Annotated in this window: 14 protein-coding genes and 1 tRNA gene; 6 read left to right on the forward strand and 9 right to left on the reverse strand. The window is 69.7% G+C overall.

Annotated elements, in window-relative coordinates:
• Nucleotide 1: 1 nt before the first annotated feature.
• From ABZT18_RS25795 to ABZT18_RS25815, 5 genes are read right to left on the reverse strand one after another with little or no spacing between them, the layout of a single operon-like run.
• A complete protein-coding gene (locus tag ABZT18_RS25795) occupies nt 2-1,507 on the reverse strand; it encodes a penicillin-binding protein 2 (RefSeq protein ID WP_354992926.1) in 1,506 nt (501 codons plus the stop codon).
• Nucleotides 1,504-2,994, reverse strand: a complete 1,491-nt coding sequence (locus tag ABZT18_RS25800) for an FtsW/RodA/SpoVE family cell cycle protein (RefSeq protein ID WP_354992927.1) — start codon at nt 2,992-2,994, stop codon at nt 1,504-1,506. Before ABZT18_RS25800 ends, ABZT18_RS25795 begins: the two co-directional genes overlap by 4 nt.
• A gap of 30 nt (nt 2,995-3,024) precedes the next feature.
• Nucleotides 3,025-4,494 (reverse strand): PP2C family serine/threonine-protein phosphatase, encoded by a 1,470-nt coding sequence (locus tag ABZT18_RS25805; protein ID WP_354992928.1) that lies wholly within the window; start codon nt 4,492-4,494, stop codon nt 3,025-3,027.
• On the reverse strand, nt 4,491-4,976 hold the full coding sequence (locus ABZT18_RS25810) for an FHA domain-containing protein (protein WP_110562905.1): 486 nt from the start codon (nt 4,974-4,976) through the stop codon (nt 4,491-4,493). The genes ABZT18_RS25805 and ABZT18_RS25810 overlap by 4 nt, the downstream gene beginning before the upstream one ends.
• 6 nt (nt 4,977-4,982) lie before the next feature.
• Entirely contained in the window at nt 4,983-5,771 is a 789-nt protein-coding gene (locus ABZT18_RS25815; protein ID WP_074315673.1) for a DUF3662 and FHA domain-containing protein, read from the reverse strand.
• A gap of 207 nt (nt 5,772-5,978) precedes the next feature.
• Here ABZT18_RS25815 and ABZT18_RS25820 point away from each other — a divergent pair.
• The 3 genes from ABZT18_RS25820 (at nt 5,979) to ABZT18_RS25830 (ending at nt 8,047) form a co-directional block, all read left to right on the forward strand.
• Nucleotides 5,979-6,064 (forward strand) — tRNA-Leu (locus tag ABZT18_RS25820).
• Between the two features lie 64 nt (nt 6,065-6,128).
• Nucleotides 6,129-7,244, forward strand: a complete 1,116-nt coding sequence (locus ABZT18_RS25825; RefSeq protein ID WP_354992929.1) for an NAD-dependent epimerase/dehydratase family protein — start codon at nt 6,129-6,131, stop codon at nt 7,242-7,244.
• Entirely contained in the window at nt 7,241-8,047 is an 807-nt protein-coding gene (locus ABZT18_RS25830) for a WecB/TagA/CpsF family glycosyltransferase (RefSeq protein ID WP_354992930.1), read from the forward strand. The genes ABZT18_RS25825 and ABZT18_RS25830 overlap by 4 nt, the downstream gene beginning before the upstream one ends.
• A 68-nt stretch (nt 8,048-8,115) precedes the next feature.
• Here ABZT18_RS25830 and ABZT18_RS25835 read toward each other — a convergent pair whose 3' ends face one another.
• Entirely contained in the window at nt 8,116-9,672 is a 1,557-nt protein-coding gene (locus ABZT18_RS25835) for a S8 family serine peptidase (protein ID WP_354992931.1), read from the reverse strand.
• A 217-nt stretch (nt 9,673-9,889) separates the two neighbouring features.
• Between ABZT18_RS25835 and ABZT18_RS25840 the strand changes: the two genes are divergently transcribed.
• A complete protein-coding gene (locus ABZT18_RS25840) occupies nt 9,890-10,489 on the forward strand; it encodes a hypothetical protein (protein ID WP_354992932.1) in 600 nt (199 codons plus the stop codon).
• Here the strand turns inward: ABZT18_RS25840 and ABZT18_RS25845 are convergent.
• From ABZT18_RS25845 to ABZT18_RS25855, 3 genes are all read right to left on the reverse strand, one after another.
• Entirely contained in the window at nt 10,457-10,858 is a 402-nt protein-coding gene (locus ABZT18_RS25845) for a hypothetical protein (RefSeq protein WP_354992933.1), read from the reverse strand. The two genes, ABZT18_RS25840 and ABZT18_RS25845, sit on opposite strands and share 33 nt — an antisense overlap.
• 217 nt (nt 10,859-11,075) lie before the next feature.
• Nucleotides 11,076-11,297, reverse strand: coding sequence for a DUF397 domain-containing protein (locus ABZT18_RS25850; RefSeq protein WP_354992934.1), 222 nt, complete (start codon nt 11,295-11,297; stop codon nt 11,076-11,078).
• Nucleotides 11,267-12,148, reverse strand: a complete 882-nt coding sequence (locus ABZT18_RS25855) for a helix-turn-helix transcriptional regulator (RefSeq protein ID WP_030487606.1) — start codon at nt 12,146-12,148, stop codon at nt 11,267-11,269. Before ABZT18_RS25855 ends, ABZT18_RS25850 begins: the two co-directional genes overlap by 31 nt.
• A 622-nt stretch (nt 12,149-12,770) precedes the next feature.
• Between ABZT18_RS25855 and ABZT18_RS25860 the strand changes: the two genes are divergently transcribed.
• Nucleotides 12,771-13,055 carry a hypothetical protein gene (locus ABZT18_RS25860; RefSeq protein ID WP_354992935.1) on the forward strand — a complete coding sequence of 95 codons (285 nt, stop codon included), beginning with the start codon at nt 12,771-12,773 and terminating at the stop codon, nt 13,053-13,055.
• 98 nt (nt 13,056-13,153) lie between these two features.
• Entirely contained in the window at nt 13,154-13,612 is a 459-nt protein-coding gene (locus ABZT18_RS25865) for a hypothetical protein (protein ID WP_354992936.1), read from the forward strand.
• Nucleotides 13,613-13,614: the final 2 nt, after the last annotated feature.

The raw sequence follows: 13,614 nt of genomic DNA on the forward strand, positions 1-13,614 counted from the left end.
GTCAGCGACCTCCGGGGTCGGCGATGGCGGCCCGCATGATCTGGCCGCCGATCCGGGCGGCCTCGGCGCTGCCACCGCTGCCCGCCTGCTCCAGCACCACGCAGACCGCGGAGACCGGCGTGCCGTTCTTGTCCAGCGCGAAGCCAATGAACCAGCCGTGGTCGGGCCGGTCCGGGGCGGACTGGGCGGTGCCGGTCTTGCCGCCGACCGTGTAGCCGCTGATCGCGGCCTTCCGCCCGGTGCCGTTCTGGACCACGCTGACCATCATCTCGCGCAGGTCGGTGGCGACCTGCGGGCTGACCGGCTGGCGCAGCTCCCGGGGCTTGGCGGTGTAGTAGCTGGTGGTCCGGTCCGGGGCGAGCAACTGCCGGACCAGGTATGGCCGCATCTGGCTGCCATTGTTCGCGACGGAACCGGCGATCATGGCCCCTTCGAGGGGGGTCATCCGGACGTTGTTCTGGCCGATAGAGGACTGGGCCAGCGCGGCCGGGTCGGTGCTGCCATCCGGATTCTGCATGTCCCCGGTCCGGCTGGCCTCCGTGCGCAGGCCGCCCTCACCGAGCTGGCCGACGGTGAGGTCCTCCTGCTCGAAGCCGAACTGCCGCGCCTTTTCCTTGATGGTGTCGGCGCCGAGCCGCACCCCGAGCTGGGCGAAGCCGGTGTTGCAGGATTCGGTGACCGCCTCCAACAGGGTGACCTGCGGCTCGGGGCAGATCGACGGAGCGGCGTTGCGGATCGGGGTGCCCGAGGTGGGCGGGGTGTAGCTCGACCCGGCCGGGATCTCGGTCGACTTGGTGATGCCGTTCTCCAGCGCCGCCGCAGCCACCACGACCTTGAAGGTGGAACCCGGCGGCAGCGTCTCGGCGAGCGCGCGGTTGTTCAGGGGGCGTTCCGGGTCCTGTTCCAGCTTGTTGAACGCCGCCGCCGCTTCGTTGCCGTTGTGGCTGACCAGCGGGTTCGGGTCGAAGCTGGGCATGGAGACCAACGCCTGCACCGCACCGGTGCGTGGGTCGACGGCGATCGCCGCGCCCCTCTTCGCCCCCACCTGGTTGTTGCGCAGTTGGTCGTACGCCACGTCCTGGGCCCGCTTGGAGAGTGTGAGCAGCACGTTGCCGCCACCGGTCTCGTCGCCGGTGAACATGTCCTTGAACCGGTCACCGATCAACTGGTCGCTCGTGCCGGCCAGGAAGTCGTTCTCCACCTGCTCGATGCCCCTGTCGGCCAGGTTGACCGGCTTGTAGCCGAGCACGTGGGCGTACTTGGCGCCGCCCGGATAGCTGCGCTGGAACTTCAGCTTGCCCGTGGTTTCCTTGCTGGTGGCCAGCGCGGTGCCGCCGGCCTCGATGTTGCCGCGCTTGCGCTTGTAGTCGGCAACCTGGACCCGACCGTTGTAATCGCTGGTGCGGTACTCGTCGGCCTTGTACGCCTGGATCCAGTTGAGGTTCGCGAAGAGCAGACCGAACAGGACAATGACGACGACGCCGACACGGCGCAGGGGTGCGTTCACGGCTTGATCACCTCCGTGGGGGCACCGTGCAGCTGCTCAGGTGGGCCACCGGCGGGCCGGGCAGCCTTGCCACCGCTCCCGGTGACCGGCCGGCGGGCTCCATCGGAGACCCGCAGCAGCACCGCGATGAGCAGCCAGTTGGCCATCAGCGATGAACCACCGGCGGACAGGAACGGGGTGGTCTGACCGGTGAGCGGGATGAGCTTGCTGATGCCGCCCACGATCACGAAGACCTGCAGGCCCAGGGTGAAGGCGAGACCACCGGCGAGGAGCTTGCCGAACGAGTCGCGCACCGCGAGCGCGGCACGCAGGCCCCGCTCCACGATCAGCAGGTAGACCACCAGCAGCGCGGAGAGGCCGAAGAGGCCGATCTCCTCACCGATGCCGGCGAAGATGAAGTCGTTCTGCACCTCGGGAAGGATGTCCGGTTGACCGCCGCCCGGCCCGGCGCCGAAGAGCCCACCCGTGCCCAGGGCGAGCAGGCCCTGGACGAGCTGGTAGCCCTTGTCGGTCGGGTCGGCGAACGGATCCAGCCAGATCTCGGCACGTACGTAGAAGTTGGCGAAGGGCCCGCCGACCATCTCGCCGAGGACGTAGGCGAGGTACGCGCCACCGAAGAAGAGGACCAGGCCGATCAGTAGCCAGCTGACCCGTTCGGTGGCGATGTACAGCGTCACCACGAACATGCCGAAGTAGAGCAGCGACGTGCCCAGGTCCTTTTCGAAGATGAGCACCAGGAGGCTGATCAGCCAGACCACGACCACCGGGCCGAGGTCGCGACCGCGCGGGAAGTCGATGCCGAGGAAACGCCGGCTGGCCAGCGACAGCACCTCGCGCTTGCGCACCAGGTAGTAGGCGAAGAAGACCAGCAGCGCCAGCTTGGCGAACTCACCCGGCTGGATGGAGAAACCACCGACCCGGATCCACAGCTTCGCACCGTTGATCTCGGAGATGCTCGACGGCAGTACCGCCGGGAGCATCACCAGCACGATGCCGGCCAACCCCAGGGTGTACGCGTACCGGGAGACCGAACGGTGGTCGCGCATGATGGCGAGCAGGCCGGCGGCGAGGATCACCGAGGCGAGCGTCCAGGCCAACTGCCGCCCGCCGATGCCGGCGAAGATCGCCAGAGTCTCCCGGTCGACCGGGGCGGCCTCGCCCAGGTCGATCCGGCGCAGGAAGCCCACGCCGAGGCCGTTGAGCAGGGCCACCGCCGGCAGCAGCGCCGGGTCGGCGAACGGGGCGAGGAACCGGATGACCAGGTGCAGGCCGAGGAAGACCGCGCCGAGCGCGGCGGCGGGCATCCAGAAGTCCGGGGTGACCGTGTCCAGCAGGTTCGCCTCGACGGTCGCCCCGTACGCGGCCACCAACACCATCGCGAGCAGCAGTAGGGACAGCTCGGCGTTACGGCGCGACCGCGCCAGGCGTACGCCGGACTGCTCGCCCGCGGTCGCGGGCGAGGTTGCCGGTGTGGCCGCTACGGTCACGGGTGGAGTCCTCGGGATCTCAGCCGACGCTCACTCAGGAGACCGGCAACCGGCCGGGTCGAGCGCCGGCGTGGCCGAGTCGGAGGGCGTGACGTCGGGGGTGGTGGTCGGGCCGGTCACACCGACAGCGGCGGTGGCACGGACGGTCGGGCTTGCGCTGACAACCCCGTTGGGGGTCGCCAGGGCGTTGGCGCTCGGGCTGCCGTTGGGTGTCGGCGTCGTACCGATCGGCGTGGGCGTGGGCGTGCCGCCCACCGCGCCGGTCGGGTCGGACGGGCAGAGCGGCTTCAGGTTGGGGTTGCTCGGGGTGTCGCTGGTCAGCTCGGTGAGCTGGCGCTCGGCGTCCGGCTCGCTCTTGGCCCGGATGCCCACCTTGACGGTGTCCTGCGCAGCGACCGTGAGGTCGTCCAGTCGGGTGCCGCTGCGACGGTGCACAGTGGAGAGGTCCATCCCGGCGATCTGACCCTGGACGCCACGGAAGACGGCGACCTGCCCCTCCTCGGTGGCTCCCACGTAGTACTGCCGCTGGGTGTACGTCCAGCCGGCGAAGCTCCCACCGCCGATGATCACCAGCAGGGCCAGCGCCATGGCGGCGGCCCTGACGGGGCGACGCTTCGGCCGGTCCGGTTCGTCGTCCGAGGCCGCCGGTTCCTCGGGCACGGCCGGGCGCGGCGCGGAGAGCGCCGAGGCCCGGGCGGCCGGGGTCGACTTGTCGGCGGAGGTCGCCATTCCCCGGTCCCGCGCGGCGGCGCCGCCCACGATCGGGGTCGCCTCGACGATGTCCTGATCCGTGGCATCGGCGATGATCACCGTGATGTTGTCCGGTCCACCGCCGCGCAGCGCGAGCTGCACCAGCCGCTCGACGCACTGCTGCGGGTCGGCGTACTCCCGCATGGACTCACCGATGGTCTCGGCGCTGACCACACCCGAGAGGCCGTCGCTGCAGATCAGGTACCGGTCGCCGGGCAGAACCTGGCGCACCGAGTACTCCGGGTCGATGTCCCGACCGTCGAGGGCCCGGGTGAGCAGTGACCGCTGCGGGTGGCTGCTCGCCTCCTCGGCGCTGATCCGGCCCTCGTCGACGAGCATCTGGACGTACGTGTCGTCCTTGGTGATCTGCGCGAACTCACCGTTGCGCAGCAGATAGGCCCGCGAGTCGCCGATGTGGACCATCCCCAGCTTGCTGCCGGTGAAGAGGGTCGCCGTCAGCGTGGTGCCCATCCCCTCCAGCTGTGGGTTGGCGTCCACCGTGTCGCGGAGATGTTGGTTGGCGGTGCCCACGGCCGAACGCAACGCATCGACGAGGGCGTCCCCTGGGACGTCCTCGTCGAGCGGCGCCATGGCACCGATGACGATGTTGCTGGCGACGTCACCGGCGGCCATACCGCCCATGCCGTCGGCAACGGCGAGTAGCCGCGGGCCGGCGTAGACGGAGTCTTGATTGCCGTCTCGGATCAGACCGCGGTCGCTGTGGGCCGCATAGCGCAGGGTCAGAGTCATGGCCGTAATTCGAGGGAAGTGCGGCCGATCCGGATCGGCACGCCGAGGGGGACGGGGGTTGGTCCGGTGACCTTAGCGCGATCGAGGTATGTGCCGTTAGTCGAGCCGAGATCCTCGACGTACCACTGCCCGTCGCGCGGCACGAGCCGGGCGTGCCGCGCGGAGGCGTAGTCGTCGGTGATGACCAGGGTGGAGTCCTCAGCCCTACCAATGGTGATCTGCGCTTCACCGAGAGTGATCCTGGTGCCGGCCAGCTGACCGGCTGTCACCACCATCTGGTGTGCCGCCCTGCCTCGCTTCACCTTCGCCGGCTTCGCCGCCTGCCCCGTCGAGGCGCCCACCGCGCGCGGCGCCGCCACCAGGCGACCGGACCGGGCACCCGCGAAGAGGTCCCGGCGAATCACGCCGACCACCGTGAACACGAAGATCCACAGCAGGATCAGGAACCCGAACCGGGCAACAGTGATGACCAGTTCCGGCAAGGCGGGTCAGCCGTCCACGCGGAAGGTCAGCGTCGTGGTGCCGAGCTGGACCATGTCACCGGGGTTGAGTGCGACGGCGGAGACCCGCTGCCCGTTGACCATGGTGCCGTTGGTCGACCCCAGATCGGTCAGCACGACCTGACCGCCATCGAAATCCAGCCGGGCGTGTCGCCGGGAGATGCCGACGTCGGGCAGGCGCAGATTGGCCTGGTCGCCGCGACCGATCACCGTCGACCCCATCTGGAGGGGGTAGGTGCGACCGTCACCGGAGACCAGCCGCACGTTGCGACCCCCGCCCTGCCCGGGCGGCGGACCGTAGCCACCGCCCTGGTCGTACGCGGGGTAGGCGGGCGGACCGGCGTCGTAGCCGGGTGCCGACACCGGGGCGACCTCGCCGCCGGTGTAGACCTCGGCCGTGACGCGGAACATGCCCGTGTCCAGGCCCTCGCCTCGCTCGATCTCCACGATCACATCGCCGTAGACCGTCCAGGCCTGCTCGCCGATGAACTCCGCCTGCGACTGGGCCAACTCCTGGGCCAGCGCGGCGGCGTACGGCGCCAGCCGACTATGGTCGAACGGCGAGAGATCGATCACGTAGCGGTTGGGCACCAACGTGCGCCCACCGGCCAGGATCGCCTTGTGCGCCTCGGCCTCCCGCTGCATGGCGTTGAGGATCTCCACGGGGTGGACCACCCCTTTGAAGACCTTGGCGAAAGCCCCTTCGACCAGGCCTTCCAGACGCTTCTCGAAGCGTTGCAGCACGCTCACCGGCTCCTCCTCGGGTCCCGAGGACATGATGGTATCCGGCCGGCGCGCGCGCAGCTCACACGCCGCTCGGCCGCCTGCTCCTGACCCGTTCGGATGGGCCGGGACTGCCGTGCTAATCTTTCGTCCGCCACGAACGGTAATCGCTCGTGGCGAGCGCCTGGGACAGCGTAGTATTCCCGAGGCCCGTTGGAGACAGCGGGACCGGGACGGCTACTGTGTTCCGGGTCGTGCCACGGGGATGTGGCGGAATGGCAGACGCGCACGGTTCAGGTCCGTGTGCCCGAAAGGGCGTGGGGGTTCAACTCCCCCCATCCCCACCACCGACGAGGGCTCCGCATAACGCGGGGCCCTTCCGTCATATCGGGGCACGCCGAACGTCACGCTATGCTCCGAAGGATTCTGCCCTCGATGGACCAGGAGTGGCGTGTGAGTGTCGCGTTGGTGACAGGCTCGGGTGGCTTGATCGGCTCCGAGGCGGTCCGGCACTTCGCCGGCCTCGGTCTGGATGTCGTCGGCATCGACAACGACATGCGCCGGTACTTCTTCGGCGAGGACGGCTCCACATCATGGAGCCTTGAGCGGCTCGGCCGTGACCTGGGTAACGCGTACACCCACTTTGCCGTGGACATCCGGGACCGGGACGGCCTGGAGCAGGTGTTCAAGAAGTACGGCTCGGACATCGCCGTGGTGATCCACAGCGCCGCGCAGCCGAGCCACGACTGGGCGGCCAAGGAGCCGTACACGGACTTCGACGTGAACGCCGGCGGCACGCTCAACATCCTGGAGAACACCCGCAAGCACGCGATCGACGCACCGTTCATCCACTGCTCGACCAACAAGGTCTACGGCGACCGGCCCAACAGCCTGCCGCTGATCGAGCTGGAGACACGGTACGAGCTGCCCGAAGACCACCGCTGGTACCAGGGCATCACCGAAGAGATGTCGATCGACCACTCCCTGCACTCGGTCTTCGGCGCCTCGAAGGTCGCGGCGGACGTGATGGTGCAGGAGTACGGGCGCTACTTCGACCTGAAGACCGCCTGCTTCCGAGGTGGCACGCTGACCGGCCCGGCGCACTCCGCGGCCGAGCTGCACGGGTTCCTGGCCTACCTGATGCGCTGTGTGATGGAGGGCCGGACATACAACCTGTTCGGCTACAAGGGCAAGATGGTCCGGGACGCGATCCACTCGCGCGACGTGCTGACCGCGTTCGAGGCGTTCTTCCGGGCCCCGCGATCCGCGGAGGTCTACAACCTCGGCGGCGGCCGGCACTCCAACACCTCCCACATCGAGGCGTTCCGGATCGCCGAGGAGATCACCGGCCGCGAGGCGCAGATCAACTACGTCGAGCAGAACCGCACAGGCGACCACCAGTGGTACGTCAGCAGCATGGCCCGGTTCGAGGAGCAGTACCCGGACTGGAAGATCACTTACGACGTGCCGATGATCCTGCGGGAAATTTACGAGGCCAACGTGGACAAATGGGTGGCCCACTCATGACCACGTGGACCAAGCGCAACGTGCTCGGGGTCCTGGTCGACGCCACCGACTACGCCAGGGCGACCGACGCGGTGGTGACCGCGGCACACGAGCGGCGCCCTCTCGCGCTGACCGCGTTGGCCGTGCACGGCGTGATGACCGGAGTGCTGGACCCGGCGCACAACGCGCGACTCAACTCCTTCGACGTGGTCACACCGGACGGGCAGCCGGTGCGCTGGGCACTCAACCTGCTGCACCACGCCGGGCTGACCGACCGGGTCTACGGGCCGACGTTGACGCTGCACGTGCTGTCGCGCTTCGCCGACGAAGGGCTGCCGGTCTACCTGTACGGCTCGACCGAGGAGACCCTCGCCAGGTTGATCCCCGCCCTGGAGCGGATGTTCCCCGCGCTGAAGATCGCCGGGGTGGAGCCGTCCAAGTTCCGTGCCGTCCAGCCCGGTGAGGATGCCGAGATCGCCGACCGGATCCGGTCCAGCGGTGCCCGGCTGGTCCTGGTCGGGCTCGGCTGCCCGCGCCAGGAGGTCTTCACGTACGCCATGCGACCGCTGCTCGACATGCCGCTGATGGCGGTCGGCGCGGCCTTCGACTACCACGCCGGGCTGCTGCGCCAACCCCCGCCGTGGATGCAGCGCGTCGGCCTGGAGTGGTTCTGGCGTCTCGGTCTGGAGCCGAAGAGGCTCTGGCGCCGCTACGTCATCCTCAACCCGGCCTACCTGACCCGGCTCGCCGCGCAGAAGATCGGCCTGTGGAAGGCCCGCCCGCCGGCACCGGCCACCGAGCGGCCGGCCACCTTCTCGGTCTGAGCCCGATCCACACGACACGAGGCCCCACCCGGCGTGCCCGGGGTGGGGCCTCGGTCGTGGGAGACCGGTCAGACCGTCAGGGTCCAGGTGTTGATGTAACCGGTGTCGGCCGAGTAGACGTCGCGCACCTGGAGCCGCCAGGTGCCATCGGCGGCCTCACCGGACACGTTGGCCGTGTACGTGGCGATCACGTTGTCGGCGCTGTCCGAGCCGCTGTTCTTCAACCGGTACGCACTGCCGTCCGGAGCGAGCAGGTCGATGACCAGGTCACCGCGGTAGGTGTGCACGATGTTCACCGCGACCGTGGAGGCAGACGAGGCGTTGCGACCGCAGCCGGCGATGGTGATGGAGCTGGTCACCGCCGCACCAGCGTCCGGGATCGCCACGTCGGTGCCGTTGGTGCCGGTGCAGCCGGTGGGCGGCGGCGGGGTGGTGCCGGTGCCCACGTAGAGCAGCCGGTTCGGCGAGCCCGTGCCAGGGCTGGTCACCACGTTGGGGGTGGCGTTTGCGACCAGTTGGTCGCGGACCTGCTGCGGCGTCCAGCCCGGGTTGGCGCTCGCCACCAGGGCTGCCGCGCCTACCACGTGCGGCGTGGCCATCGAGGTGCCGCTGATCGTGTTGGTCGCGGTGTTGCTGCTGTACCAGGCGGAGGTGATCGACGAGCCGGGGGCGAAGATGTCCAGGCAGGTGCCGATGTTGGAGAACGACGAGCGGGCGTCCGTGTTGGTCGTCGAGCCCACCGTGATGGCCTCCGCGGTGCGCGCGGGCGAGGTGTTGCAGGCGTTGGCGCCACTGTCGTTGCCGGCCGCCAGGCCATACGTCACGCCGGACGCGATCGAGTTACGGACGGCGGTGTCCAGCGAGCTGTTCGCGCCGCCGCCGAGGCTCATGTTCGCCACCGCCGGCTTGATCGCGTTCTGGGTGACCCAGTCGACGCCGGCAATCACGCCTGCGTTGGTGCCGCTGCCGGAGCAGTTCAGCACCCGTACGCCGACCAGCTGGACGGCCTTGGCCACCCCGTACGCCGACCCGCCGACCGTGCCGGCCACGTGCGTGCCGTGCCCGTTGCAGTCGTCGGCCGACCCGCCGTCCACGGCGTCGTAGCCGGAGGTTGCCCGACCACCGAAGTCGTTGTGGGTGAAGCGGATGCCGGTGTCGATGATGTAGGCGTGCACGTTGCTCGCCGTGTTCGGGTAGGTGTAGGAGCTGTCCAGCGGCAGGTTGCGCTGATCGATCCGGTCCAGGCCCCAGGAGGGCGGGTTGGCCTGCGTTCCGGAGATCGAGACCGTGTGGTTCTGCTCGACGTACGCCACTGCGGGGTCGGCCGCGATTCGCGCCGCCGCGCTCGCGCTCACCGTGACCTCGAAGCCGCGCAGCGCCGTGCCGTAGGTGCGGGCCACCGTGCCGCCGTGACGGCCGGAGAGCCGCTTCGCGGCGTCGCCGACCCGGTCCCGGGCCACCGCGCTGTCCTTGAGAACGACGATGTAGCTATCCGGCACGGCGGTCGCTCCGCCGGCGGCCCGAACCACGCCGACGGGTTCGGCGGCGGCCAGGGCCGGGGTGCCGACGGCCAGCACGGTCGCCGTGGCCACCCCGACCAGTACGGACCTGCGTGGAAGACCCATTTCCTACCTCCCTCTGACCGGCGGTGGAAGGCGACCACCGGTCGCAACATCAATCGACATGTGCCGATCTAGCTGAGGGTAGGTCAGCTGCCGGGCAGTTGAACATGTCGAAATATCCATAACCTTCGGAGGATGGCCCCCTACGGGCCCGGCGTCCGGGGCGAACGGGGGACCGGCCCGGATTCGCCCCGCCGCGATTCGGGAAAGACTCTCGAACATGGAGAGTCAGCTCACCATCCTGCTTCCGGTCGCCGCCGTCTGGCTGGCCGCCGGCGTCGTTGCCGACGGGCTGCCCCGGCTGCGCAACACCCGCATGCTGCGCCGGCGTACCGGATGGTTGCTGGTGCTGGCCCTCACCGGCATGGCGCTCACCGCGGCCGTGCTCGGCGGCGGACTACTCAGTGCCGGTGCCACGCCGGTCGACCGGGCCGCCGCCGGGCTCACCCTGGCCGCCGGCCCGGCGCTCGTGGCGGCGGTCTGCTCCCTACGGCGGATCCGCCGGCTGCGGGCCGGGGCGGGCGCCTTCGTCAGTGCCCCCGCCACACCCGCGCCGCACGGTCTGCGTGCCTCCGCGGCCCACCCGCTCGTCGGGCTGCCACTGCAGGCGACGGCCCTGGCCACGCTGCCGGCGGTGATCGCGGCGGCCGGTACCGACCTCGGAGCTGACCCCGGTGTCACCGGCCCGGCAATCACCGTGGGCGCGCTCGCGGTGGCCGCCATCGGTGTCCGGCACGCACTACGGCACAGCCGGTTCGCCGAGCGGGCCCAGCCGGAGGCACCACGGTCAGCGGGGACGGCCGGAGCCCTGCACGTATAGCAACTCCAGGATCGCCCTGGTCGCCTCGAACCAGCGGTCCAGCCAGCCCGGCGGTGGCACGCTGCCCTTCGGCGGCAACTCCATCAGCAGGCCACGCAGCAGCGGGTGGTCGGCCAGCGACCCGGCGGGCTCCATCGGCCAGCCGGTCGGCGGGAACGACGGCTCGACCAGCGGGTTCGGGTCCAGCGAGGGCAGCGAGAGCGGAGGGTCGGCCGAATCGGAGGCAGACGCCTCCCGTCCGCCCAGCTCCTGGTCGGTCGACACCACCTCGGTCAGTACGGTGTCTCGACGCGCTCCGCGGTACTTGCCACCGAACCGCTCCGGTTTGCCCGGACCGTTGGTGAGATTGTCTGAGCCGATCGTCGTCATCCGTCTCGCCTACCTCGCTCGGTTGCGGATCGGTGCGGCAGGTCGTCGACCTGCGTCGTACCGACCGGTTCAACGAGACGGGCCCGCTGTGGCGACGGGAATCCCGGCGGAACCTCGCCGACCGCCGTCGTGACACGACCAGCCGCCGGGCCCTCCCCTGGCCACGGCAAGGTCCCCGTCCGGGCGAACCGGACGGGGACCTCAGCTGACCACTCGGTCAGATATCGCCGAACGCACCGCCTCGGGTACCGGCGACGAAGGCGTGCCAGTCACCCGGTGCGAAGACCAGGGCTGGGCCCGCCTTGTCCTTCGAGTCCCGCACTCCGACCGCCCCCGTCACGTACGCCACCTCCACGCAGTTGTCACAGTTCGGCCCGCTCTTCGAGCTCTTGAACCATGCTGCCTGCGTCAGGTCCACGGGGAACCCCTTGGTCGCCATTTCCACAACGGCTCCTCTGCCAGTTTTGCGATGTGTGCGACGGACTCCTCTGGGCGTATGGCCGCAGCGCGGATGTGATCGAAGATGAAGCTGTACTTCTGTAGTTCGTCGCTCTTCTCGAGGAAAAGCCCACCCGTGGCGTTCTCCGCGTACACAACATCCGGATCACCGGGCTCAGGGAAGCTGAGGATCGTGAAAGTGCCGTCCATGCCGGCGTGCGCACCCACCTCGAACGGCAGGATCTGCAGCGTCACGTTCGGCAACTCGGCCACCTCGACCAACCGCTTGAGTTGGCCGCGCATCACCTCGTCCCCGCCCACCGGCCGACTCACCACCGCCTCATCGAGCACCACCCACAGATCGACCGGATCGTCCTGGGTCAATAACGACTGACGGCCCAGACGGACACGCACCCTCTGGTGTACCTGGTCGGCGGTGAAATCCGGCCGGGCCGCGCGGATCATGGCCCCGGCGTACTCCTCGGTCTCCAGAAGGCCCGGCACGACCTGCTGTTCATATGCCCGGATCGAGCTCGCCGCCGCCTCCAACCCGACGTATGCGCCGACGAGCACCGTGCTGTACGGGTGCCACCAGCCCTTCTGTCGGGCCTCCCGTGCGATCTGCACCAGTTCGTCGCTCTCGGCACCGACCACGCCGTAGATCCGCAGCATGTCCCGCACGTCGCGAGGGGTTGCCGTGGTGTGCCCGGTCTCGATCCGGGAGACCTTCGACGCCGAGCACTCCAACTGCTCGGCGACCACCTCGATGGTTATTCCGGCGGACTCCCTCTGCCGGCGCAGCTCGGCACCGAGCCGCCGCCGTCTGATGGTGGGACTGCGCCGCTCACTCATCGCGCAACCCGTGAGCCACTGGTCCCCGCCGCTGGCTGCTCGACCCCACTCGGGCTACCTCCGGTTGACGCGCCACTGGGTGACACCCGCCGGGGGCGCGACCGTCGACCGGCGGGCGTTCGCGACGAGGGGATGGTGCCGGTCCTCGGCCGGCCGCGACGGGCGAAACCGCTCTCAGTGTGCCGTCCGGACGCGGATGGCTTCAATAGCCCTTTCGCGGGACACGCTCACGTATCGGCAAAAGTCGACGTGCAACTTGCATGGAGCACGTCCCTGATGCACTCTGTCCGTATGGCACGGATCACTCAGCGTCTCCGTCCGCTCCCCCGGAGTGGTGACCTCACCAATCCAGGGAAGCCGGACACGCGGGCCCGGCCGGCGACACCGAGACCTGCTCCGGGGTAAAGACCCCGCCGCTGCAAGCCGGCAAGCTGCGGCGGCGGGCGCGGTTCCCGGAAGCAGCCGGGTGATGGTCGGGTGGCGGCACGCCACCAGCGGAGTACGGCCCGACCACCACCATCCGCACCACCGGTTCACGAGGCACGACCCCGTCGCCGGCCGAGACGTCCCCCGTTCAGGCACCGCCGGCACAAACGCCGGCCGATCCTCTCCAGGAGCCCATGTGCTTCCCCGCACCGGTGACGTTCTGCACGTGACTCGCGCGGCGAGTGTCCAGTTCCTCAGGCCCATCAAGTTCCGGGTGATCCGAGTCCTCGACTGGCCCACCTACGACGGTTGGCTCTGGCTCGACGGCTACGAGTTGAACGTCGCGGGCGACGCGGTCAACCGACGGTCGATCTTCGTCCAGCGGGCGGGGCTGCAGCAACTGCAGGCCGCGCCCGAGCCCCGCCCGCACACCGTACGGGCCCGGCGGCCGATTGCCCGTACCCCGGTCCGGGTGAGCTGACCGACCCGATCCGCCGCCAGTGGGCGTGCCGTCGCCATAGAATCGGTACGCCCACCCCGGCACCGTTCCACCCGCGCGTCCAGGACCCTGACCCTGGGATGGTCATGGTCAATCAGCCCGCCCTGCGGCGGCACCACCGCTCCCGTATCGCCTATGCATTTGGACTGCTCGCCCTGTTCGGCGCGATGGCCACACTCGTGGTCCTCGCCCACGACCCGGCGATGTCGTCCACCCGGCTGACCGCACCGGTGCCCGCACCGGAGATCACCGTGGTCGACGCCGACCCGCCGATGGACGACGGCCCATCGACGCACGGGGAAGCCGGCTGGATCGGCGCCGACGCCCCAGGCAGCCACGCCGGAGTTGCCGACCCGACCGGGCCGGTGACCGGCCTCGGCGGCGGCCAGTCCAACGGCCGTCAGGAACTCACCGAAGCAGCTCCGACCGGGCACACCGCGACGGACATCCGCCGCTCCCTGTTCTGGTCAGGGATCTTCGGCCTCGCCATCTCGCTGGCCGGCCTCGGCCTCGTCGGCACCCGTCGTCGGATGTGGTGACC

Origin of the sequence: Micromonospora sp. NPDC005291 (assembly GCF_040607415.1) — a bacterium.
Lineage (GTDB): Bacteria > Actinomycetota > Actinomycetes > Mycobacteriales > Micromonosporaceae > Micromonospora.

Excerpts from the sequence above, each read along its gene's own strand:
- ABZT18_RS25830 (WP_354992930.1), top strand. The coding sequence starts at position 7,241 with ATGACCACGTGGACCAAGCGCAACGTGCTCGGGGTCCTGGTCGACGCC.
- ABZT18_RS25840 (WP_354992932.1), top strand. The coding sequence starts at position 9,890 with ATGGAGAGTCAGCTCACCATCCTGCTTCCGGTCGCCGCCGTCTGGCTG.
- ABZT18_RS25850 (WP_354992934.1), bottom strand. The coding sequence starts at position 11,297 with ATGGCGACCAAGGGGTTCCCCGTGGACCTGACGCAGGCAGCATGGTTC.
- ABZT18_RS25835 (WP_354992931.1), bottom strand. The coding sequence starts at position 9,672 with ATGGGTCTTCCACGCAGGTCCGTACTGGTCGGGGTGGCCACGGCGACC.
- ABZT18_RS25825 (WP_354992929.1), top strand. The coding sequence starts at position 6,129 with ATGCTCCGAAGGATTCTGCCCTCGATGGACCAGGAGTGGCGTGTGAGT.
- ABZT18_RS25855 (WP_030487606.1), bottom strand. The coding sequence starts at position 12,148 with ATGAGTGAGCGGCGCAGTCCCACCATCAGACGGCGGCGGCTCGGTGCC.
- ABZT18_RS25815 (WP_074315673.1), bottom strand. The coding sequence starts at position 5,771 with ATGTCCTCGGGACCCGAGGAGGAGCCGGTGAGCGTGCTGCAACGCTTC.
- ABZT18_RS25805 (WP_354992928.1), bottom strand. The coding sequence starts at position 4,494 with ATGACTCTGACCCTGCGCTATGCGGCCCACAGCGACCGCGGTCTGATC.
- ABZT18_RS25865 (WP_354992936.1), top strand. The coding sequence starts at position 13,154 with ATGGTCATGGTCAATCAGCCCGCCCTGCGGCGGCACCACCGCTCCCGT.
- ABZT18_RS25845 (WP_354992933.1), bottom strand. The coding sequence starts at position 10,858 with ATGACGACGATCGGCTCAGACAATCTCACCAACGGTCCGGGCAAACCG.